General features: G+C 68.7%; 13 protein-coding genes. 5 read left to right on the top strand and 8 right to left on the bottom strand.

Annotated features, from left to right (window positions below):
* Positions 1 to 23: 23 nt before the first annotated feature.
* The gene (locus ACFY3N_RS07610; protein ID WP_390815703.1) at positions 24 to 1,412 is read right to left on the bottom strand and encodes a serine hydrolase domain-containing protein; all 1,389 of its coding nucleotides are present in this window, start codon (positions 1,410 to 1,412) and stop codon (positions 24 to 26) included.
* 23 nt (positions 1,413 to 1,435) lie between these two features.
* The gene (gene dnaB / locus ACFY3N_RS07615) at positions 1,436 to 2,914 is read right to left on the bottom strand and encodes a replicative DNA helicase (protein WP_390815704.1); all 1,479 of its coding nucleotides are present in this window, start codon (positions 2,912 to 2,914) and stop codon (positions 1,436 to 1,438) included.
* A 460-nt stretch (positions 2,915 to 3,374) separates the two neighbouring features.
* Here dnaB and ACFY3N_RS07620 point away from each other — a divergent pair, with 460 nt between their 5' ends.
* Positions 3,375 to 4,712, top strand: a complete 1,338-nt coding sequence (locus tag ACFY3N_RS07620; RefSeq protein ID WP_390815705.1) for an MATE family efflux transporter — start codon at positions 3,375 to 3,377, stop codon at positions 4,710 to 4,712.
* 80 nt (positions 4,713 to 4,792) lie between these two features.
* Here the strand turns inward: ACFY3N_RS07620 and rplI are convergent, their stop codons facing one another.
* From rplI to rpsF, 4 genes are all read right to left on the bottom strand, one after another.
* Positions 4,793 to 5,239: a 50S ribosomal protein L9 gene (gene rplI, locus ACFY3N_RS07625; protein ID WP_361750473.1), complete on the bottom strand. Its 447-nt coding sequence runs from the start codon at positions 5,237 to 5,239 to the stop codon at positions 4,793 to 4,795.
* Positions 5,240 to 5,257: 18 nt separating this feature from the next.
* Complete coding sequence (gene rpsR / locus ACFY3N_RS07630; protein ID WP_003949403.1) at positions 5,258 to 5,494, bottom strand: 30S ribosomal protein S18; 237 nt, start codon at positions 5,492 to 5,494, stop codon at positions 5,258 to 5,260.
* A 42-nt stretch (positions 5,495 to 5,536) separates the two neighbouring features.
* Positions 5,537 to 6,118, bottom strand: coding sequence for a single-stranded DNA-binding protein (locus tag ACFY3N_RS07635; protein ID WP_266474217.1), 582 nt, complete (start codon positions 6,116 to 6,118; stop codon positions 5,537 to 5,539).
* A 76-nt stretch (positions 6,119 to 6,194) separates the two neighbouring features.
* Positions 6,195 to 6,485 (bottom strand): 30S ribosomal protein S6, encoded by a 291-nt coding sequence (gene rpsF, locus ACFY3N_RS07640; RefSeq protein ID WP_019324683.1) that lies wholly within the window; start codon positions 6,483 to 6,485, stop codon positions 6,195 to 6,197.
* Between the two features lie 318 nt (positions 6,486 to 6,803).
* On the opposite strand from rpsF, the gene ACFY3N_RS07645 reads away from it, so the two are divergent.
* From ACFY3N_RS07645 to ACFY3N_RS07655, 3 genes are all read left to right on the top strand, one after another.
* The gene (locus tag ACFY3N_RS07645) at positions 6,804 to 7,106 is read left to right on the top strand and encodes a hypothetical protein (RefSeq protein ID WP_390815706.1); all 303 of its coding nucleotides are present in this window, start codon (positions 6,804 to 6,806) and stop codon (positions 7,104 to 7,106) included.
* 164 nt (positions 7,107 to 7,270) lie between these two features.
* Positions 7,271 to 8,392: a peptidoglycan bridge formation glycyltransferase FemX gene (femX, locus tag ACFY3N_RS07650; RefSeq protein ID WP_390815707.1), complete on the top strand. Its 1,122-nt coding sequence runs from the start codon at positions 7,271 to 7,273 to the stop codon at positions 8,390 to 8,392.
* Positions 8,393 to 8,474: 82 nt separating this feature from the next.
* On the top strand, positions 8,475 to 9,506 hold the full coding sequence (locus ACFY3N_RS07655; RefSeq protein WP_390815708.1) for an alanine racemase: 1,032 nt from the start codon (positions 8,475 to 8,477) through the stop codon (positions 9,504 to 9,506).
* 77 nt (positions 9,507 to 9,583) lie between these two features.
* Here ACFY3N_RS07655 and ACFY3N_RS07660 read toward each other — a convergent pair whose 3' ends face one another.
* Entirely contained in the window at positions 9,584 to 11,092 is a 1,509-nt protein-coding gene (locus ACFY3N_RS07660; RefSeq protein ID WP_390816054.1) for a glycosyltransferase family 87 protein, read from the bottom strand.
* A gap of 98 nt (positions 11,093 to 11,190) precedes the next feature.
* On the bottom strand, positions 11,191 to 13,812 hold the full coding sequence (locus tag ACFY3N_RS07665) for a transglycosylase domain-containing protein (protein WP_390815709.1): 2,622 nt from the start codon (positions 13,810 to 13,812) through the stop codon (positions 11,191 to 11,193).
* 396 nt (positions 13,813 to 14,208) lie between these two features.
* On the opposite strand from ACFY3N_RS07665, the gene ACFY3N_RS07670 reads away from it, so the two are divergent.
* A complete protein-coding gene (locus ACFY3N_RS07670; protein ID WP_390815710.1) occupies positions 14,209 to 14,892 on the top strand; it encodes a PadR family transcriptional regulator in 684 nt (227 codons plus the stop codon).
* The last annotated feature ends 27 nt before the right edge of the window (positions 14,893 to 14,919 follow it).

Genomic DNA, 14,919 nt, shown 5'->3' on the forward strand with positions numbered 1-14,919 from the left:
GTCCGCTCCCCGGCGGCCGGGAGTTAGCCGATGCCCCGCCACCCCTCCGGGTCCACGCCGCCCGGCACAGGAGCCCCCTCTTCGTACGGCTGACGCGTGAACACGAACGAGCCCAGGTCGAGGTGGCTCAGCGACCCGTCCTTCCGCCTTACGGGCTTCAGGAGTTCTCCGGCGTAGTAGCCCTCCAGGCCGATCCAGGTGCCGTCCCCCGCCGGGCGGAAACGCGAGCGCCGGCCGTGGCCGGACAACGGCTCCAGCGAGACGAGACCGTCGGCCGAGAGCCGGAGCGCGAACGCGGACGTCCCCCAGTACCACTGCCCCACCAGCTCCAGCGCCGCCGGATCCACCTCTCGCAGCGGCTGCCAGGGAGCCGGGAAACGCGGCTCCGCCTCGGCGACGATCCGGACGAGGTCGGCTGCGACCGTGAACGGCGCCGGCCCGGACGTGCAGTTGGCCAGGACCACCGCGCTCACGTCGTCCGCCACGCTGATCGTGAGACAGGCCAGGAAGCCCGGCAGTGAACCCGTGTGTCCGACGAGAGAACGTCCGTGCTGGTGGCGGATCTCCATGCCCAGGCAGTACGCATAACCGCTCGTCACGTCCGCCGCCTCGGCCGGCGCGGCCGGCGTCCTCATCTCCCGCACCGACTCGGCGCTCAGCACCCGTTCGTCGCCCTCGGCCAGAAAGGCGGCGAAGCGCGCCAGATCACCTGCGGTGGACCACAGTTGGCCGGCGGGCGCCATCACCCCGAGGTCCTCCACGGGCTCGGGCAGCATCACATCGGCCCACGGATGCACCGCCCAGCCACCCGCGTACGGCGCTTCCGCGCGCACCGTCGTGCGGCGCAGGTCCAGAGGTACGAGTACGTCACGCCGGAGCACCTCCTCCCACGGGGCACCACGCACCTTCTCGACAAGGGCACCGAGCAGCGCGTATCCGGGGTTCGAGTAGTGGAACCGCCGACCGACGGGGTGTACCAGGGGCCGCTCGCCCAGCACGTCGGTGAGGCCGGGGCGCAGGGACCCGGGGGTCCGTTCCCACCAGGGCCCGGGCGTCTCGGCGGCCAGCCCGCCGCTATGTGCGAGCAGTTCGGCGACGGTCGCCCCGCCCACGCCCGTGCCCGGCAGGTGCTTCTCCAGCGGGTCGGCGAGATCGAGCGCTCCCTCGTCGCGCAGCCGGAGCACCAGAACGGCCGTGAAGGTCTTGGTGATCGAACCGATCCGGTACTGCACGTGCTCGTCCGGAGCGTGTCCTTCCACCGCCGTCCGCGCCCCCGCCCACACGGCCTTCCCGCCCCGCGCCACGGCCGCGACGAGCGACGGCGCGCGTCCTTCGCTCTGGGCGACGGCGATCCTGTGCAGCAACGCCCGCCGCGTGCCGGGCAGCAGTTCTTCCTGATGGGGTGTCGTCATGCCCTCAGTTCAGCAGGAACGGATCAGGTCTGCGCCATGTCCACGAAGCGCGAGTAGTGGCCCTGGAAAGCGACCGTGATGGTGGCCGTCGGACCGTTCCGGTGCTTCGCCACGATCAGGTCCGCCTCACCCGCGCGCGGGGACTCCTTCTCGTAGGCGTCCTCGCGGTGCAGCAGGATGACCATGTCGGCGTCCTGCTCGATGGACCCGGACTCACGCAGGTCGGAGACCATCGGCTTCTTGTCCGTACGCTGTTCGGGTCCGCGGTTGAGCTGGGAGAGCGCGATGACCGGGATCTCCAGCTCCTTGGCGAGCAGCTTGAGGTTACGGGACATGTCCGAGACCTCCTGCTGACGGCTCTCGGACCGCTTGGAGCCGCCGGCCTGCATCAGCTGCAGGTAGTCGATGACGACCAGCTTCAGATCGTTGCGCTGCTTGAGGCGCCGGCACTTGGCGCGGATCTCCATCATCGACAGGTTCGGGGAGTCGTCGATGTAGAGCGGTGCCGCCGAGACGTCCGGCATCCGGCGTGCCAGGCGTGTCCAGTCCTCGTCGGTCATCGTGCCGGAGCGCATGTGGTGCAGGGCGACCCGGGCCTCGGCGGACAGCAGGCGCATCGCGATCTCGTTGCGCCCCATCTCGAGCGAGAAGATGACGCTCGGCAGGTTGTTCTTGATGGACGCGGCCCGCGCGAAGTCCAGGGCGAGCGTCGACTTGCCCATCGCGGGACGCGCGGCGATGACGATCATCTGTCCCGGGTGCAGGCCGTTGGTGAGCGAGTCGAAGTCGGTGAACCCGGTGGGCACCCCGGTCATCTCACCGCTGCGCGACCCGATCGCCTCGATCTCGTCGAGCGCGCCCTCCATGATGTCGCCGAGCGGCAGGTAGTCCTCGCTGGTGCGCTGCTCGGTGACCGCGTAGATCTCCGCCTGCGCGCGGTTGACGATCTCGTCGACGTCGTCGTCGGCCGCGTATCCCATCTGCGTGATGCGCGTGCCGGCCTCGACCAGGCGGCGGAGCACGGCGCGCTCGTGCACGATCTCCGCGTAGTAGGCCGCGTTGGCCGCCGTGGGGACCGTCTGGACGAGGGTGTGCAGATACGAGGCCCCGCCGACCTTGTTGATCTCACCGCGCTTGGTCAGCTCCGCGGCGATGGTGATGGGGTCGGCCGGTTCGCCCTTGGCGTAGACGTCGAGGATGGCCGTGTAGACGGTCTCGTGGGCCGGCTTGTAGAAGTCGTGGCCCTTGAGGATCTCGACGACGTCGGCGATGGCGTCCTTGGACAGCAGCATGCCGCCCAGCACGGACTGCTCGGCCTCGAGGTCCTGCGGCGGCACCCTCTCGAACGCGGAGCCTCCGCCGTCCCACACGCCGTTGTCCCGGCCGCGGTCGTGCTGCTCGTCGCGGCCCCTTCCCCGGTCTTCGCGGCGGCGGGAGGAGGGCAGACGATCACTGGGCCCGCTCTCGGCCCACGGGTCGTCCAAGGGCTCGGAAATGCTCACCGAGCCACCTCCTCCCGTCCGCCGGAACGGACCTCGCCGTGCCCCTCTGTTCTACGGCACGGCACCGACAAATAAGAGGCCCAACTCCAGTTGTTGCGCGCCGGATTTACGGCGTTTGTGAAACCGGTGGACGGAGCGAGCGCCGGACCACCGTAGGCCCGTCGGCAGCGTCAGCCAATCTGGTTATCCACAGGCCTTGTGGACGACTGGCCCAATGCTGTGGAGAACTCCGCGAAACCTGTGCACGAGCCGGTGGACAGCCCTGTGAACAAGCCCGCATCTTCGCCATCAACAAGGCCGTGACCTGCAATTTCATCGTCCACCGGTTGTGCAGAAGAAAAAGTTGCCCGGTCGGATCAAGATCGCTTCATGCGGTGTACGCAAGCCCACACCCAGAGCCACAAGGTAAGGGTCTCCGGGGCTTTGCATCTCTTACCTGTGGACGATTAGATTGGTGCACATGACACAGGCCCCCGCGCGGCCCGGAGCCGCTCGACGACGGCATGACCGCGAGATCGTCATGCTGGCAGTCCCCGCCTTCGGCGCCCTCGTCGCCGAGCCGCTCTTCGTCATGGCGGACAGCGCCATCGTCGGCCATCTGGGCACGGCACAGCTCGCCGGTCTCGGCGTCGCCTCGGCCCTCCTCATGACCGCCGTGAGCGTCTTCGTCTTCCTGGCCTACGCCACCACGGCCGCGGTCGCCCGGCGCGTCGGAGCCGGCGATCTCCCGTCGGCCATCCGCCAGGGCATGGACGGAATCTGGCTGGCCCTCTTCCTCGGCGCCACCGTCATGGCCGTCGTCCTGCCCACGGCACCCGCCCTCGTGGACCTCTTCGGCGCCTCCGACACGGCGGCCCCCTACGCGACCACCTATCTGCGGATCTCCACCCTCGGCATACCGGCCATGCTGATCGTGCTCGCCGCGACCGGTGTCCTGCGCGGACTGCAGAACACCAGGACACCGCTTTACGTCGCCCTCGCCGGCTTCGTCGCCAACGGTGTGCTCAACGTCGCGCTGGTCTACGGCGCCGGCCTCGGCATCGCGGGCTCCGCCTGGGGCACCGTCATCGCGCAGTGCGGCATGGCCGCGGTCTACCTGACCGTGGTGCTGCGCGGCGCGCGCAGGCACGGGGCGTCGCTGCGCCCGGACGCCGCCGGGATCAGGGCGTCCGCCCAGGCGGGTGTTCCGCTGCTGGTGCGTACCCTCTCACTCCGGGCGATCCTGATGATCGCGACAGCCGTCGCCGCCCGTCTCGGCGACTCCGACATCGCGGCCCACCAGATCATCCTCTCCCTGTGGAGCCTGCTCGCCTTCGCGCTGGACGCCATCGCCATCGCCGGGCAGGCCATCATCGGGCGTCATCTGGGTGCCGGAGACGCCCGGGGTGCCCGTGAGGCATGCCGCCGCATGGTCGAGTGGGGTATCGCGGTCGGTGTCGTCCTCGGTGTCCTGGTGGTGCTCGCCCGGCCGGTGTTCCTGCCCCTGTTCACCAGTGACGCCACGGTCACGGACGCGGCCCTGCCCGCCCTGGTGCTGGTGGCGCTGTCCCAGCCGATCTGCGGCATCGTCTTCGTCCTGGACGGGGTCCTGATGGGCGCGGGCGACGGGCCGTACCTGGCGTGGGCGATGCTGCTGACCCTCGCGGTGTTCACTCCCGCCGCCCTGCTGGTGCCCGTGCTCGGGGGCGGGCTCACAGCGCTGTGGGCCACGATGACGCTCATGATGACCGTGCGGATGCTGACCCTGTGGCTCCGTACCCGCTCCGGCCGCTGGATCGTCACGGGTGCCGCGCGCTGACCGTTTCACGTGGAACACGGCGAGGGGGCCGCACCCCGAAGGGTGCGGCCCCCTGCTCACTGCTTCAGCGCGCACGGCACTCAGCCGGCGACGACCTCGATGCTGACCTTGGCGGCCACCTCGGGGTGCAGACGCACGGACGTCTCGTGGGCGCCCAGCGTCTTGATCGGCGAGCCCAGCTCGATGCGGCGCTTGTCGACCTCGGGACCACCGGCGGCCTTGATCGCCGAGGCGATGTCGGCCGGGGTGACGGAACCGAAGAGACGACCGGCGTCGCCGGAGCGGACGGCCAGGCGGACCTTGACGCCCTCGAGCTGGGCCTTCACCTGGTTGGCCTGCTCGATGGTCTGGATCTCGTGGATCTTGCGAGCACGACGGATCTGCTCGACGTCCTTCTCGCCGCCCTTGGTCCAGCGGATCGCGAGCTTCCGCGGGACCAGGTAGTTGCGAGCGTAACCGTCCTTGACGTCGACGACGTCGCCCGCGGCACCGAGGCCGGAGACCTCGTGGGTGAGGATGATCTTCATGAGTCGGTCACCCTTCCCTTATCGCGCGGTGGAGGTGTAGGGCAGCAGCGCCATCTCACGGCTGTTCTTGACGGCCGTGGCGACGTCACGCTGGTGCTGCGTGCAGTTGCCGGTCACGCGGCGGGCACGGATCTTGCCGCGGTCGGAAATGAACTTCCGCAGCATGTTCGTGTCCTTGTAGTCCACGTACGTGACCTTGTCCTTGCAGAATGCACAGACCTTCTTCTTAGGCTTGCGCACAGGCGGCTTCGCCATGATGTTTCTCCTGTGTGATCAAGAAGTGTGGGTACGGCCCGCCTAGAAGGGGGGCTCGTCCGAGTAGCCGCCGCCACTGCCGCCGGAGCCACCGCCCCAGCCGCCGCCACCACCCTGCTGGCCACCGGCGGGAGCGCCGGTCGCCCACGGGTCGTCGGCGGGAGCACCGCCGCCCTGCTGGCCACCGCCGGGGCCGCCGCCCCAGCCGCCGCCACCCTGGCCGCCACCGCCGCCGCCGTAGCCGCCCTGGCCACCGCGGCCGGTGGTCTTGGTGACCTTGGCCGTGGCGTTGCGCAGGCTGGCGCCGACTTCCTCGACGTCCAGCTCGTAGACCGTGCGCTTGACGCCCTCACGGTCCTCGTAGGACCGCTGCTTCAGCCGGCCCTGCACGATGACGCGCATGCCTCGCTGGAGCGACTCGGCGACGTTCTCCGCCGCCTGACGCCAGACCGAGCAGGTCAGGAACAGGCTCTCGCCGTCCTTCCACTCGTTCGTCTGACGGTCGAAGGTGCGGGGGGTCGACGCGACGCGGAACTTCGCGACGGCCGCACCGGACGGGGTGAAGCGCAGCTCGGGGTCGTCGACAAGATTGCCGACGACCGTGATGACGGTCTCGCCTGCCATGGGGAACCTCTCGGCGGGTTTGCTGCTGGCTGCTTGTGCTGCTACTCGAGTCCCGGGATCAGCCGAGCTGAGGAGCTCAGTGGGTCTCGGGGCGGAGGACCTTGGTCCGGAGGACCGACTCGTTCAGGTTCATCTGGCGGTCGAGCTCCTTGACGACCGCAGGCTCGGCCTGCAGGTCGATGACCGAGTAGATGCCCTCGGGCTTCTTCTTGATCTCGTACGAGAGACGACGACGGCCCCAGGTGTCGACCTTCTCGACCTTTCCGCCGCCGTCACGGACGACAGAAAGGAAGTTCTCGATCAGCGGGGAGACAGAACGCTCCTCGAGATCGGGGTCGAGGATGACCATCACCTCGTAGTGACGCATGTGGAACCCACCTCCTTTGGACTCAGCGGCCACGGTCGTTCCGTGGCAGGAGGGTCGTGATGCGTTGCTGCAACGATGCCTGTCAGTAAAACAGCCGCCACTGACAATCGAGGCCGGGCGGCGATCTCCCAGGCCGGCCGGGACGGACCGTGGCCCTTCCCCGCCCTTGCCTGGCTCTGTCCGGACAGACACCGGTGCGGACGGTACAGAGTACCCGCACAGCGGCTTCCGGTTGAAATCCGGCCGTGGGGGCAGCCAATCTGTACACATCGGGTGTGTACGGCGCTACGATCCGCCGCCTTTCGCAGGAGGTGCCCCATGGCACAGGCATTGCGACCCAACACCGCCGGAGGCCTTTTCGCCACGGACGGAAAGCCCCACCCGCTCCAGGACGCCCTGCTGGCGGTGACCCTGGTGCTGGGCATCACGTCCTTCGTCACGGCGATGTTCCACCATCTGCACCTGCTCAGCTCCTGGACCGGCCTGGTGGGGATCCTCACCGGCGCGTACGGCCAGTGGATCTCGGTGACGACCCGTGAGCGCTTCGGCCTCGTCCTGGGCCTCGGTGCCGCGGCGGTCGGGTTCTTCCTGGGCATGGCGCACGGTGGGCTCTTCGACTGACGTCGGACACCCCCTTTCGCACATCGTCGAACGCCCCGGCCGACGACGGGCCGGGGCGAACGTCCCGTGCGCCCAACCGGGGCGCCCCCGAGGCGCAGTAGGCTTCGCGCGAGAGCCGGAGCCCCTGAACCCATGGGGACACACCAGCCCGAGGAGCGCCCCGAATGAGCCTGACCCTGAGGACCATCAGTCGAGAGCAGCATCTGGCCTACATCCAGAGCCTGCCGTCGGCGAGTCACATGCAGGTCCCGGCCTGGGCTGACGTCAAGGCGGAATGGCGTTCGGAGAACCTCGGCTGGTTCGACGACCGGACCGGTGAGCTGGTCGGCGCCGGTCTCGTCCTCTACCGGCAGCTGCCCAAGATCAAGCGCTACCTCGCCTATCTGCCCGAGGGCCCGGTCATCAACTGGTTCGCGCCGAACCTTCAGGAGTGGATCGAGCCGATGCTCGCCCATCTGAAGCAGCAGGGCGCGTTCTCGGTGAAGATGGGTCCGCCGGTGATCATCCGTCGCTGGGAGGCCTCGACCATCAAGAAGGGCATCCAGGACCAGGACGTGAAGCGTCTGCGCGACCTGGAGGCCGACTTCATCGAGCCCCGCGCCTTCGAGGTCGCCGACAAGCTGCGCCGCATGGGCTGGCAGCAGGGCGAGGACGGCGGCGCCGGCTTCGGGGACGTCCAGCCCCGCTACGTCTACCAGGTGCCGCTGGCCAACCGCGCCCTGGAAGACGTCCACAAGAACTTCAACCAGCTGTGGCGCCGCAACATCAAGAAGGCGGAGAAGGCCGGCGTCGAGGTCGTCCAGGGCGGTTACAACGATCTGCCCGAGTGGCAGCGGCTGTACGAGATCACGGCCGTGCGCGACCACTTCCGGCCCCGCCCGCTGTCGTACTTCCAGCGCATGTGGACGGCCCTCAACACCGAGGACCCCAACCGCATGCGGCTGTACTTCGCCCGGCACAACGGCGTGAACCTGTCCGCGGCGACGATGCTGATCGTCGGCGGGCACGTCTGGTACTCCTACGGCGCCTCCGACAACATCGGTCGTGAGGTCCGGCCCTCGAACGCGATGCAGTGGCGGATGCTGCGCGACGCCTACGCGCTCGGCGCGACCGTCTACGACCTGCGGGGCATCTCCGACTCGCTGGACGAGACCGACCACCTCTTCGGTCTGATCCAGTTCAAGGTGGGCACCGGCGGTCAGGCCGCCGAGTACCTCGGCGAGTGGGACTTCCCGCTGAACAAGCTGCTCCACAAGGCGCTCGACATCTACATGTCGCGCCGCTGACCCCTGTCGCGCCGCTTCGACGGCTTCCCGAGCTCTCCCCCTCTGACACACCGCAGCCACGAGAAAGGTTCCAGGTCCGGCCATGGCGCTCACGCTCTACGTCGACACCGCGCGCTGGCGGGCGCATCACAAGCACGTGCAGGAGCAGTTCCCGGGGCTGGTCCCGGTCTGCAAGGGCAACGGCTACGGCTTCGGCCACGAGCGGCTGGCCGAGGAGGCCACCCGGCTGGGCGCGGACGTCCTCGCGGTCGGCACGACGTACGAGGCCGCCCGGATCAAGGACTGGTTCAGCGGCGACCTGCTGGTGCTGACGCCGTACCGGCGTGGCGAGGAGCCGGTGCCGCTGCCCGACCGGGTCATCCGCTCGGTGTCGTCGATCGACGGCGTGTACGGCCTGGTCGGCGCCCGTGTGGTCATCGAGGTGATGTCCTCGATGAAGCGGCACGGCATCAGCGAGCAGGACCTGCCTCAGCTGCACTCGGCGATAGAGAACGTCCGGCTGGAGGGGTTCGCCATCCACCTGCCGCTGGACCGCACCGACGGCTCGGACGCCGTCGAGGAGGTCATCGGCTGGATGGACCGCCTGCGGGCGGCCCGTCTCCCGTTGCACACCATGTTCGTGAGCCATCTCAAGGCCGACGAACTCGCCCGGCTGCAGCAGCAGTTCCCGCAGACCCGCTTCCGCGCCCGGATCGGCACCCGGCTCTGGCTGGGGGACCACGAGGCCACCGAGTACCGGGGCGCGGTCCTGGACGTCACGCGCGTCGCCAAGGGGGACCGGTTCGGCTACCGGCAGCAGAAGGCCGCCTCCGACGGCTATCTGGTGGTCGTGGCGGGCGGTACGTCGCACGGGGTGGGCCTGGAGGCCCCCAAGGCCCTGCACGGCGTCATGCCGCGTGCCAAGGGCGTCGCCCGCGCCGGCCTCGCCACGGTCAACCGGAACCTTTCCCCGTTCGTCTGGGGCGGCAAGCAGCGCTGGTTCGCCGAGCCGCCGCACATGCAGGTGTCGATCCTGTTCGTGCCCGCGGACGCGCCGGAACCGAAGGTGGGCGAGGAACTGGTGGCCCACCTCCGGCACACCACCACGCAGTTCGACCGGCTCCTCGACCGCTGACAGCGAGAAGGCCGTACACGGTTCCGCCGTGTACGGCCTTTCCGTGTCCTGAACGGACGTCACCCCGGACTGTTCGCTCAGAGCGAACCTCCTGTGGCTCCCGTCCTGCCCCATTCGACCGGGGGCCCCTCGAAGTGGACCGCGTGCCGCGCCGGGTGAGCCGCGGGGCCGAGCACGAACACGTCCTCCGCCCCGTCCAGCACTCCGCCCGAGGGGTCGTCGTCACCGGACCGGCGCACCGGGTCCCGCTCCGGCATCAGGATGTCGCGCAGGACCATGGCACACAGGTAGAGCGTCCCCAGCAGATGCACGCCGATCGCCCAGTGGTAGCCGTCGGCGGGCAGTCCCTTGTGGGCGTCCCCGCTGGTCGTGTAGGCGAGGTACATCCAGATGCCCAGGAAGTACGCCACCTCGCAGGCCTGCCAGACGAGGAAGTCCCGCCACTTGGGCCGGGCGAGGGCCGCCAGCGGCACCAGCCACAGGACGTACTGCGGTGAGTAGACCTTGTTGGTGAGGATGAACGCCGCGACGATCAGGAAGGCGAGCTGGGCGAAACGCGGCCGGCGGGGGGCCGTGAGCGCGAGTGCCGCGACGCCCACGCAGCACAGCAGCATCAGTGCCGTGGCGAGCGTGTTGACCGTGTCGGTGCTCAGCGGGTCGTCCGAGTTCTGCGCCAGGATGAGCCAGAAGGAACCGAAGTCGACGCCTCGCTCCTGGCTGAACGTGTAGAACTTCGACCAGCCGTCGAACGCGAAGAGCATCACGGGCCCGTTCACGACGAGCCAGGCGACGGCCGCGCCGCCGAGGGCCGTGCCGTACTCCCGCCACCGTCCCGCGCGCCAGCACAGCACCAGCAGCGGCCCGAGCAGCAGCACGGGGTAGAGCTTGGCGGCCGTGGCGAGCCCCAGGAGGACACCGAAGGCGAGGGAGCGCCCCCGCGACCACATCAGCATCGCGGCGGCCGTCAGAGCGATCGCCAGCAGGTCCCAGTTGATGGTCGCGGTCAGCGCGAAGGCCGGTGCCAGGGCGACCAGCAGGCCGTCCCAGGGCCGCCGCGCGTGCGTACGGGTCACGCAGACGACGATGACGGCCGCGCACGCCATGAGCATCCCGGCGTTGACCATCCAGTACCACTGTTCCTGGTCCTGGATGCTGCCGCTGCCGGGGGTGAGCCAGGCGGCGACCTCCATGAACAGGCCGGTCAGCACCGGGTACTCGAGGTACTCCATGTCCCCGGGGAGCCTGTCGAAGTACGGCACCAGCCCGTCGGCGAAACCGCGCCCCTGGTAGAGGTGCGGGATGTCCGAGTAGCACGCGTGCGTGTACTGGGAGCTGGCACCGAAGAACCAGGCGCCGTTGTAGCAGGGCGCCTTTTGCACCAGGCCGAGGGCGAACATACCGATCGCCACGAGCGCGATCACTCGCACCGGGGTCCACCAGGAGGTCCCGGTCAGAGCGCGCCGCCCGAGCGGACCGCCGATCAGCTCGCTGCCGGCTGCGGCGACCCGGTCCTCCTCGGTCGGCCGCACCGGCTCCGGCTCGTGGACGCTCGCTTGCGTCGATTCTCCACTGGGCATGCCGCACATCCTGCCGTACATACCTGGGGATACGCCGAGGGCCGCCGTACCCGAGGGTACGGCGGCCCGTGTTTCACGTGAAACACCCAAACCGGACGGCAGGCCGGCTAACCGAAGAGACCTCCGTCACTCCCGTTGCCGTTGCCTTTGGTGTCTCCGGTGTCACTGCTGGTCGTGGGATCGGGCGAACTGGTCGCCCCTCCATCCGTGCCGCCGCTGTCCGTGCCGCCCGTGTCGGTGCCGCCCGTTTCCTCTTCACCTTCGCAGTTGAAGTCGAACGGCCTGCACTTGGCGGTCTCGGTGGGCGCCGGCGTGGTCTCGGTCTGCGTGGGCGACACAGGCGCCGTCGGCGTCTCCTTCTCCTCTTCTTCCTCGGTCTCCGTGGCGGTGGGAGTGGGAGACGGCGCTCCGACCCCGTCCGCGATCTCACCGATCTTCTCGGCCTCGGGGAATCCGGGGTCGTCCTCGCCCTCCAGCGCGACCTTCATGTACTCGGTCCAGATCTGCGTGGGAACGTCACCACCGTGGATGGAGTCCTCACCAGCCGTGCCGTTCATGGAGAGCAGCTTGTGGTCCTTGGGGTCCTCGCGGAACATCCCGACCGAGGTCGCGAGCTGCTGGGTGTAGCCGACCCACCACGCGGACTTGTTCTTGTCGGTCGTACCCGTCTTGCCGGCTGCCGTACGCCCCAGCTCCTGCGCCTTGTAACCGGTACCGTTCTCGATCACGTTCTCGAGGATGTCGGTGATGTTGTTGGCCACGTTCTCGGGCATCGCCAGCTTGACCCGCGGCTTCTCGAAGCCGGGCAGCTCCGAGCCCTTGTGCTTGACGGCGGTCACCGAGTAGGGGTCGGCCTGCTTGCCGGACGCCGCGAAGGTTGCGTAGGCGTCGGCCATGCGGATCGCGCTGGGGGTCGACGTACCGAGGGCGAACGACGCGTTGAGGTTGGCGAAGCTGTCCTTCAGGAGGCCTGACTTCTCCGCGAGATCCGCCACGTTCTTCATCCCCACGTCCATGCCGAGCTGCACGAAGGGGGTGTTGACGGACTGCTCCATCGCCTTCCGCAGGGTGATGTAACCCCACGGGTAGTCGCTCTCGTTCTCCTGGTAGAAGGGCGTGTTGTCCTTCTTGAGGACGAGGGAGCCGTCGTTGTTCCTGATCTGCAGGTGGTCGTCGCCGTTGTACTTGCTGAGCGGTGAGACGCCTTCGCCGTTCGTCTTGTACGTGCCGTGCTGCATCGCGGCGGCCAGCACGAACGGCTTCCACGTCGAACCGACGGGGACACCCGAGGTGTCCGCGTTGTTGTTGAAGTGGCCGTTCTCGAAGCCGGCACCGCCGTAGAGGGCGACGATCGCACCGTCGTTGGGCTTCACCGACGCCGCGCCGAACTGGACGTGCTGGTCCTCTTCGCGCTTCTTCGGGTCGAGCTTCTCCTCCTCGACCTTCTTCACGGCCTTGGCCAGCGCCTCGACCTTGTCCTTCTCGAAGGTCGTGTAGATCTGGTAGCCGCCCTGGTCGAACTGCGCCTCGGTGATGTCGGAGTTCTTCAGGACGTAGCGCTTCGCCGTGTCGACGAGATAGCTGACCTGGCCGGTCATGCCCTTGGTCGCCTTGCGGCCCTGCGGCTCGGGGTACTCCTTGATCGCCTTCTGGTACTCGGCGTCCGAGAGGTGCTCGTCCGTGTTCATCTGCTCGAGGATCCAGCCCCAGCGCTCCTCCGAGCGCTCGCGGTTGGCCTCGGGGGTGGCGGAGGAGTCGAGGCTCTGGTTGCCCGCGGGGTCGTAGTACGTCGGGCCCTTGAGCAGCGCGGCGAGGAAGGCGCACTCGCTGGGCGTGAGCTTGACCGCGTCCTTGCCGTAGTAGGTCTGGGCGGCGGCCTGGATGCCGTAGGCGCCACGTCCGTAGTACGAGGTGTTCAGGTAGCCCTGGAGGATCTCGCTCTTGGAGAGCTTGGTGCCCACCTTGATCGAGATGAACATCTCCTTGAACTTCCGGGAGATCGTCTGGTCCTGGCTCAGGTAGGTGTTCTTCACGAACTGCTGGGTGATCGTCGAGCCACCCTGGGTGTCACCGCCCGTGGCCATGTTGCCCAGCGCCCGGGCGATGCCCATGGGGTCGATGCCCGAGTCGTCGTAGAAGCTCTTGTTCTCGGCCGAGATCACCGCCCACTGCATGGCCTCGGGGATCCGGTCGATCGTGACGTTCTGCCGGTTCTGGCCGCTGCCGGTGGCGACCATCTGGGTTCCGTCCGCCCAGTAGTAGACGTTGTTCTCGGACAACGCCATGGCGTTCTCCTCGCTGGGCACGCTCACCATGGCGTACCCGATCCCCGCCACGGCGACCAGACTGCCGAAGAACGCCAGGCACAGCCCGGACACGAGCTTCCAGGACGGCGTCCAGCGGCGCCAGCCGTCCTTGTCGTGGCGCGGATAGTCGATGACCCGCTTCTTTCCGGGCGGGGCCGCGCGTCCCCCGCCCCGGCCGGGACCGGCGGTACCGGCACGACGGCCCCCGCCTCTCTGTGCCGCGCGTCGCGCCTCGGCGCGGCTGCCGTACGTACGTTCCTCACCCCCCGAGCCGCGGGAGCCCGACCCATAGGAATCGGACGGAGACCCGGTGGCGCCTCGCGGTGCCGCGCGGCGGCCGGAGGACGAGCCGGACTGGCCGCGTCGGGCCGCGGCACGTCCGCCTCCCTGCGGCTGCGGCGGTTTGCGACGGTGCTCGCTCATCGAACGACTACTCCTCGGGCAGGCGCACCCTTGCGCGCCTGGAAACGGCGGCTGGTTTCCGGTCCCCCCGAAGTACGGATGCGGCGCTTCGCGCATTCACCCGTACTGCACCGGGGACCAAGACGCCCCCGGGCGTCACTCGGTTCCCGGTGGTGTGCATGGCGCACAGACTACGCACCGTCGAAACCCGCCGAGCACAGAAGTTCACCTCAAATCAGGCAACTTGCTCGCGATGGATCGGCGATGTGATCCCGTTCACTTTTTTCCCCCTTGTCGCACACGGGAGGCCGTTCTATCGTCGTGATGTATCGAGTCGATACATCAGCTCGGCATAAGGGCGGCGCCAAGCCGCACACGAGCCCGTGACGGCACGACCGCGGCAGAGGGGAGGCGACGATGAGCCGGCGTTCCGGGATCCTCGAGTTCGCCGTCCTCGGCCTGCTCCGCGAATCTCCGATGCACGGCTACGAGCTGCGCAAACGACTCAATACGTCACTGGGTGTGTTCCGTGCGTTCAGCTACGGGACGCTCTACCCCTGCCTCAAGACGCTGCTCGCCAACGGCTGGTTGATCGAGGAACCGGGGAACACCACCGAGGACGCCCTCGCCGCTCCGCTCGCGGGGCGCCGCGCCAAGATCGTCTACCGGTTGACGGCGGAGGGTAAGGAGCACTTCGAGCAGCTGCTCTCCCAGACGGGCCCGGACGCGTACGAGGACGAGACCTTCGCCGCGCGGTTCGCCTTCTTCGGGCAGACGTCGCGCGACGTACGCATGCGCGTGCTCGAGGGCCGCCGCAGCCGGCTGGAGGAGCGCCTGGAGAAGATGCGCGCCTCCCTGGCCCGGACCCGGGAGCGCCTCGACGACTACACGCTCGAGCTCCAGCGCCACGGGATGGAGTCCGTGGAGCGCGAAGTGCGCTGGCTGAACGAGCTCATCGAGAGCGAGCGGGCCGGGCGGGACCTGAAGGGATCCGCCGCGGAGGGGCCCGCTCAGCAGGACACCACATCTGGAGCGCCGGGCGGCCTGCCCCGGACCGGGGACGACCCCCGGCCGGATACGCCCGACGACACCGCCACGTGAGACCCGCTGAAGGGCCTCACTCGTACA

The sequence above is a fragment of the Streptomyces sp. NPDC000348 genome (genome assembly GCF_042898795.1).
GTDB lineage: Bacteria > Actinomycetota > Actinomycetes > Streptomycetales > Streptomycetaceae > Streptomyces.

Bases quoted from the DNA above. Each gene is read 5' to 3' on its own strand.
- ACFY3N_RS07610 (WP_390815703.1), bottom strand. From the start codon at position 1,412: ATGACGACACCCCATCAGGAAGAACTGCTGCCCGGCACGCGGCGGGCG.
- ACFY3N_RS07620 (WP_390815705.1), top strand. From the start codon at position 3,375: ATGACACAGGCCCCCGCGCGGCCCGGAGCCGCTCGACGACGGCATGAC.
- rplI (WP_361750473.1), bottom strand. From the start codon at position 5,239: ATGAAGATCATCCTCACCCACGAGGTCTCCGGCCTCGGTGCCGCGGGC.
- rpsR (WP_003949403.1), bottom strand. From the start codon at position 5,494: ATGGCGAAGCCGCCTGTGCGCAAGCCTAAGAAGAAGGTCTGTGCATTC.
- ACFY3N_RS07635 (WP_266474217.1), bottom strand. From the start codon at position 6,118: ATGGCAGGCGAGACCGTCATCACGGTCGTCGGCAATCTTGTCGACGAC.
- rpsF (WP_019324683.1), bottom strand. From the start codon at position 6,485: ATGCGTCACTACGAGGTGATGGTCATCCTCGACCCCGATCTCGAGGAG.
- ACFY3N_RS07645 (WP_390815706.1), top strand. From the start codon at position 6,804: ATGGCACAGGCATTGCGACCCAACACCGCCGGAGGCCTTTTCGCCACG.
- femX (WP_390815707.1), top strand. From the start codon at position 7,271: ATGAGCCTGACCCTGAGGACCATCAGTCGAGAGCAGCATCTGGCCTAC.
- ACFY3N_RS07655 (WP_390815708.1), top strand. From the start codon at position 8,475: ATGGCGCTCACGCTCTACGTCGACACCGCGCGCTGGCGGGCGCATCAC.
- ACFY3N_RS07660 (WP_390816054.1), bottom strand. From the start codon at position 11,092: ATGTGCGGCATGCCCAGTGGAGAATCGACGCAAGCGAGCGTCCACGAG.
- ACFY3N_RS07665 (WP_390815709.1), bottom strand. From the start codon at position 13,812: ATGAGCGAGCACCGTCGCAAACCGCCGCAGCCGCAGGGAGGCGGACGT.
- ACFY3N_RS07670 (WP_390815710.1), top strand. From the start codon at position 14,209: ATGAGCCGGCGTTCCGGGATCCTCGAGTTCGCCGTCCTCGGCCTGCTC.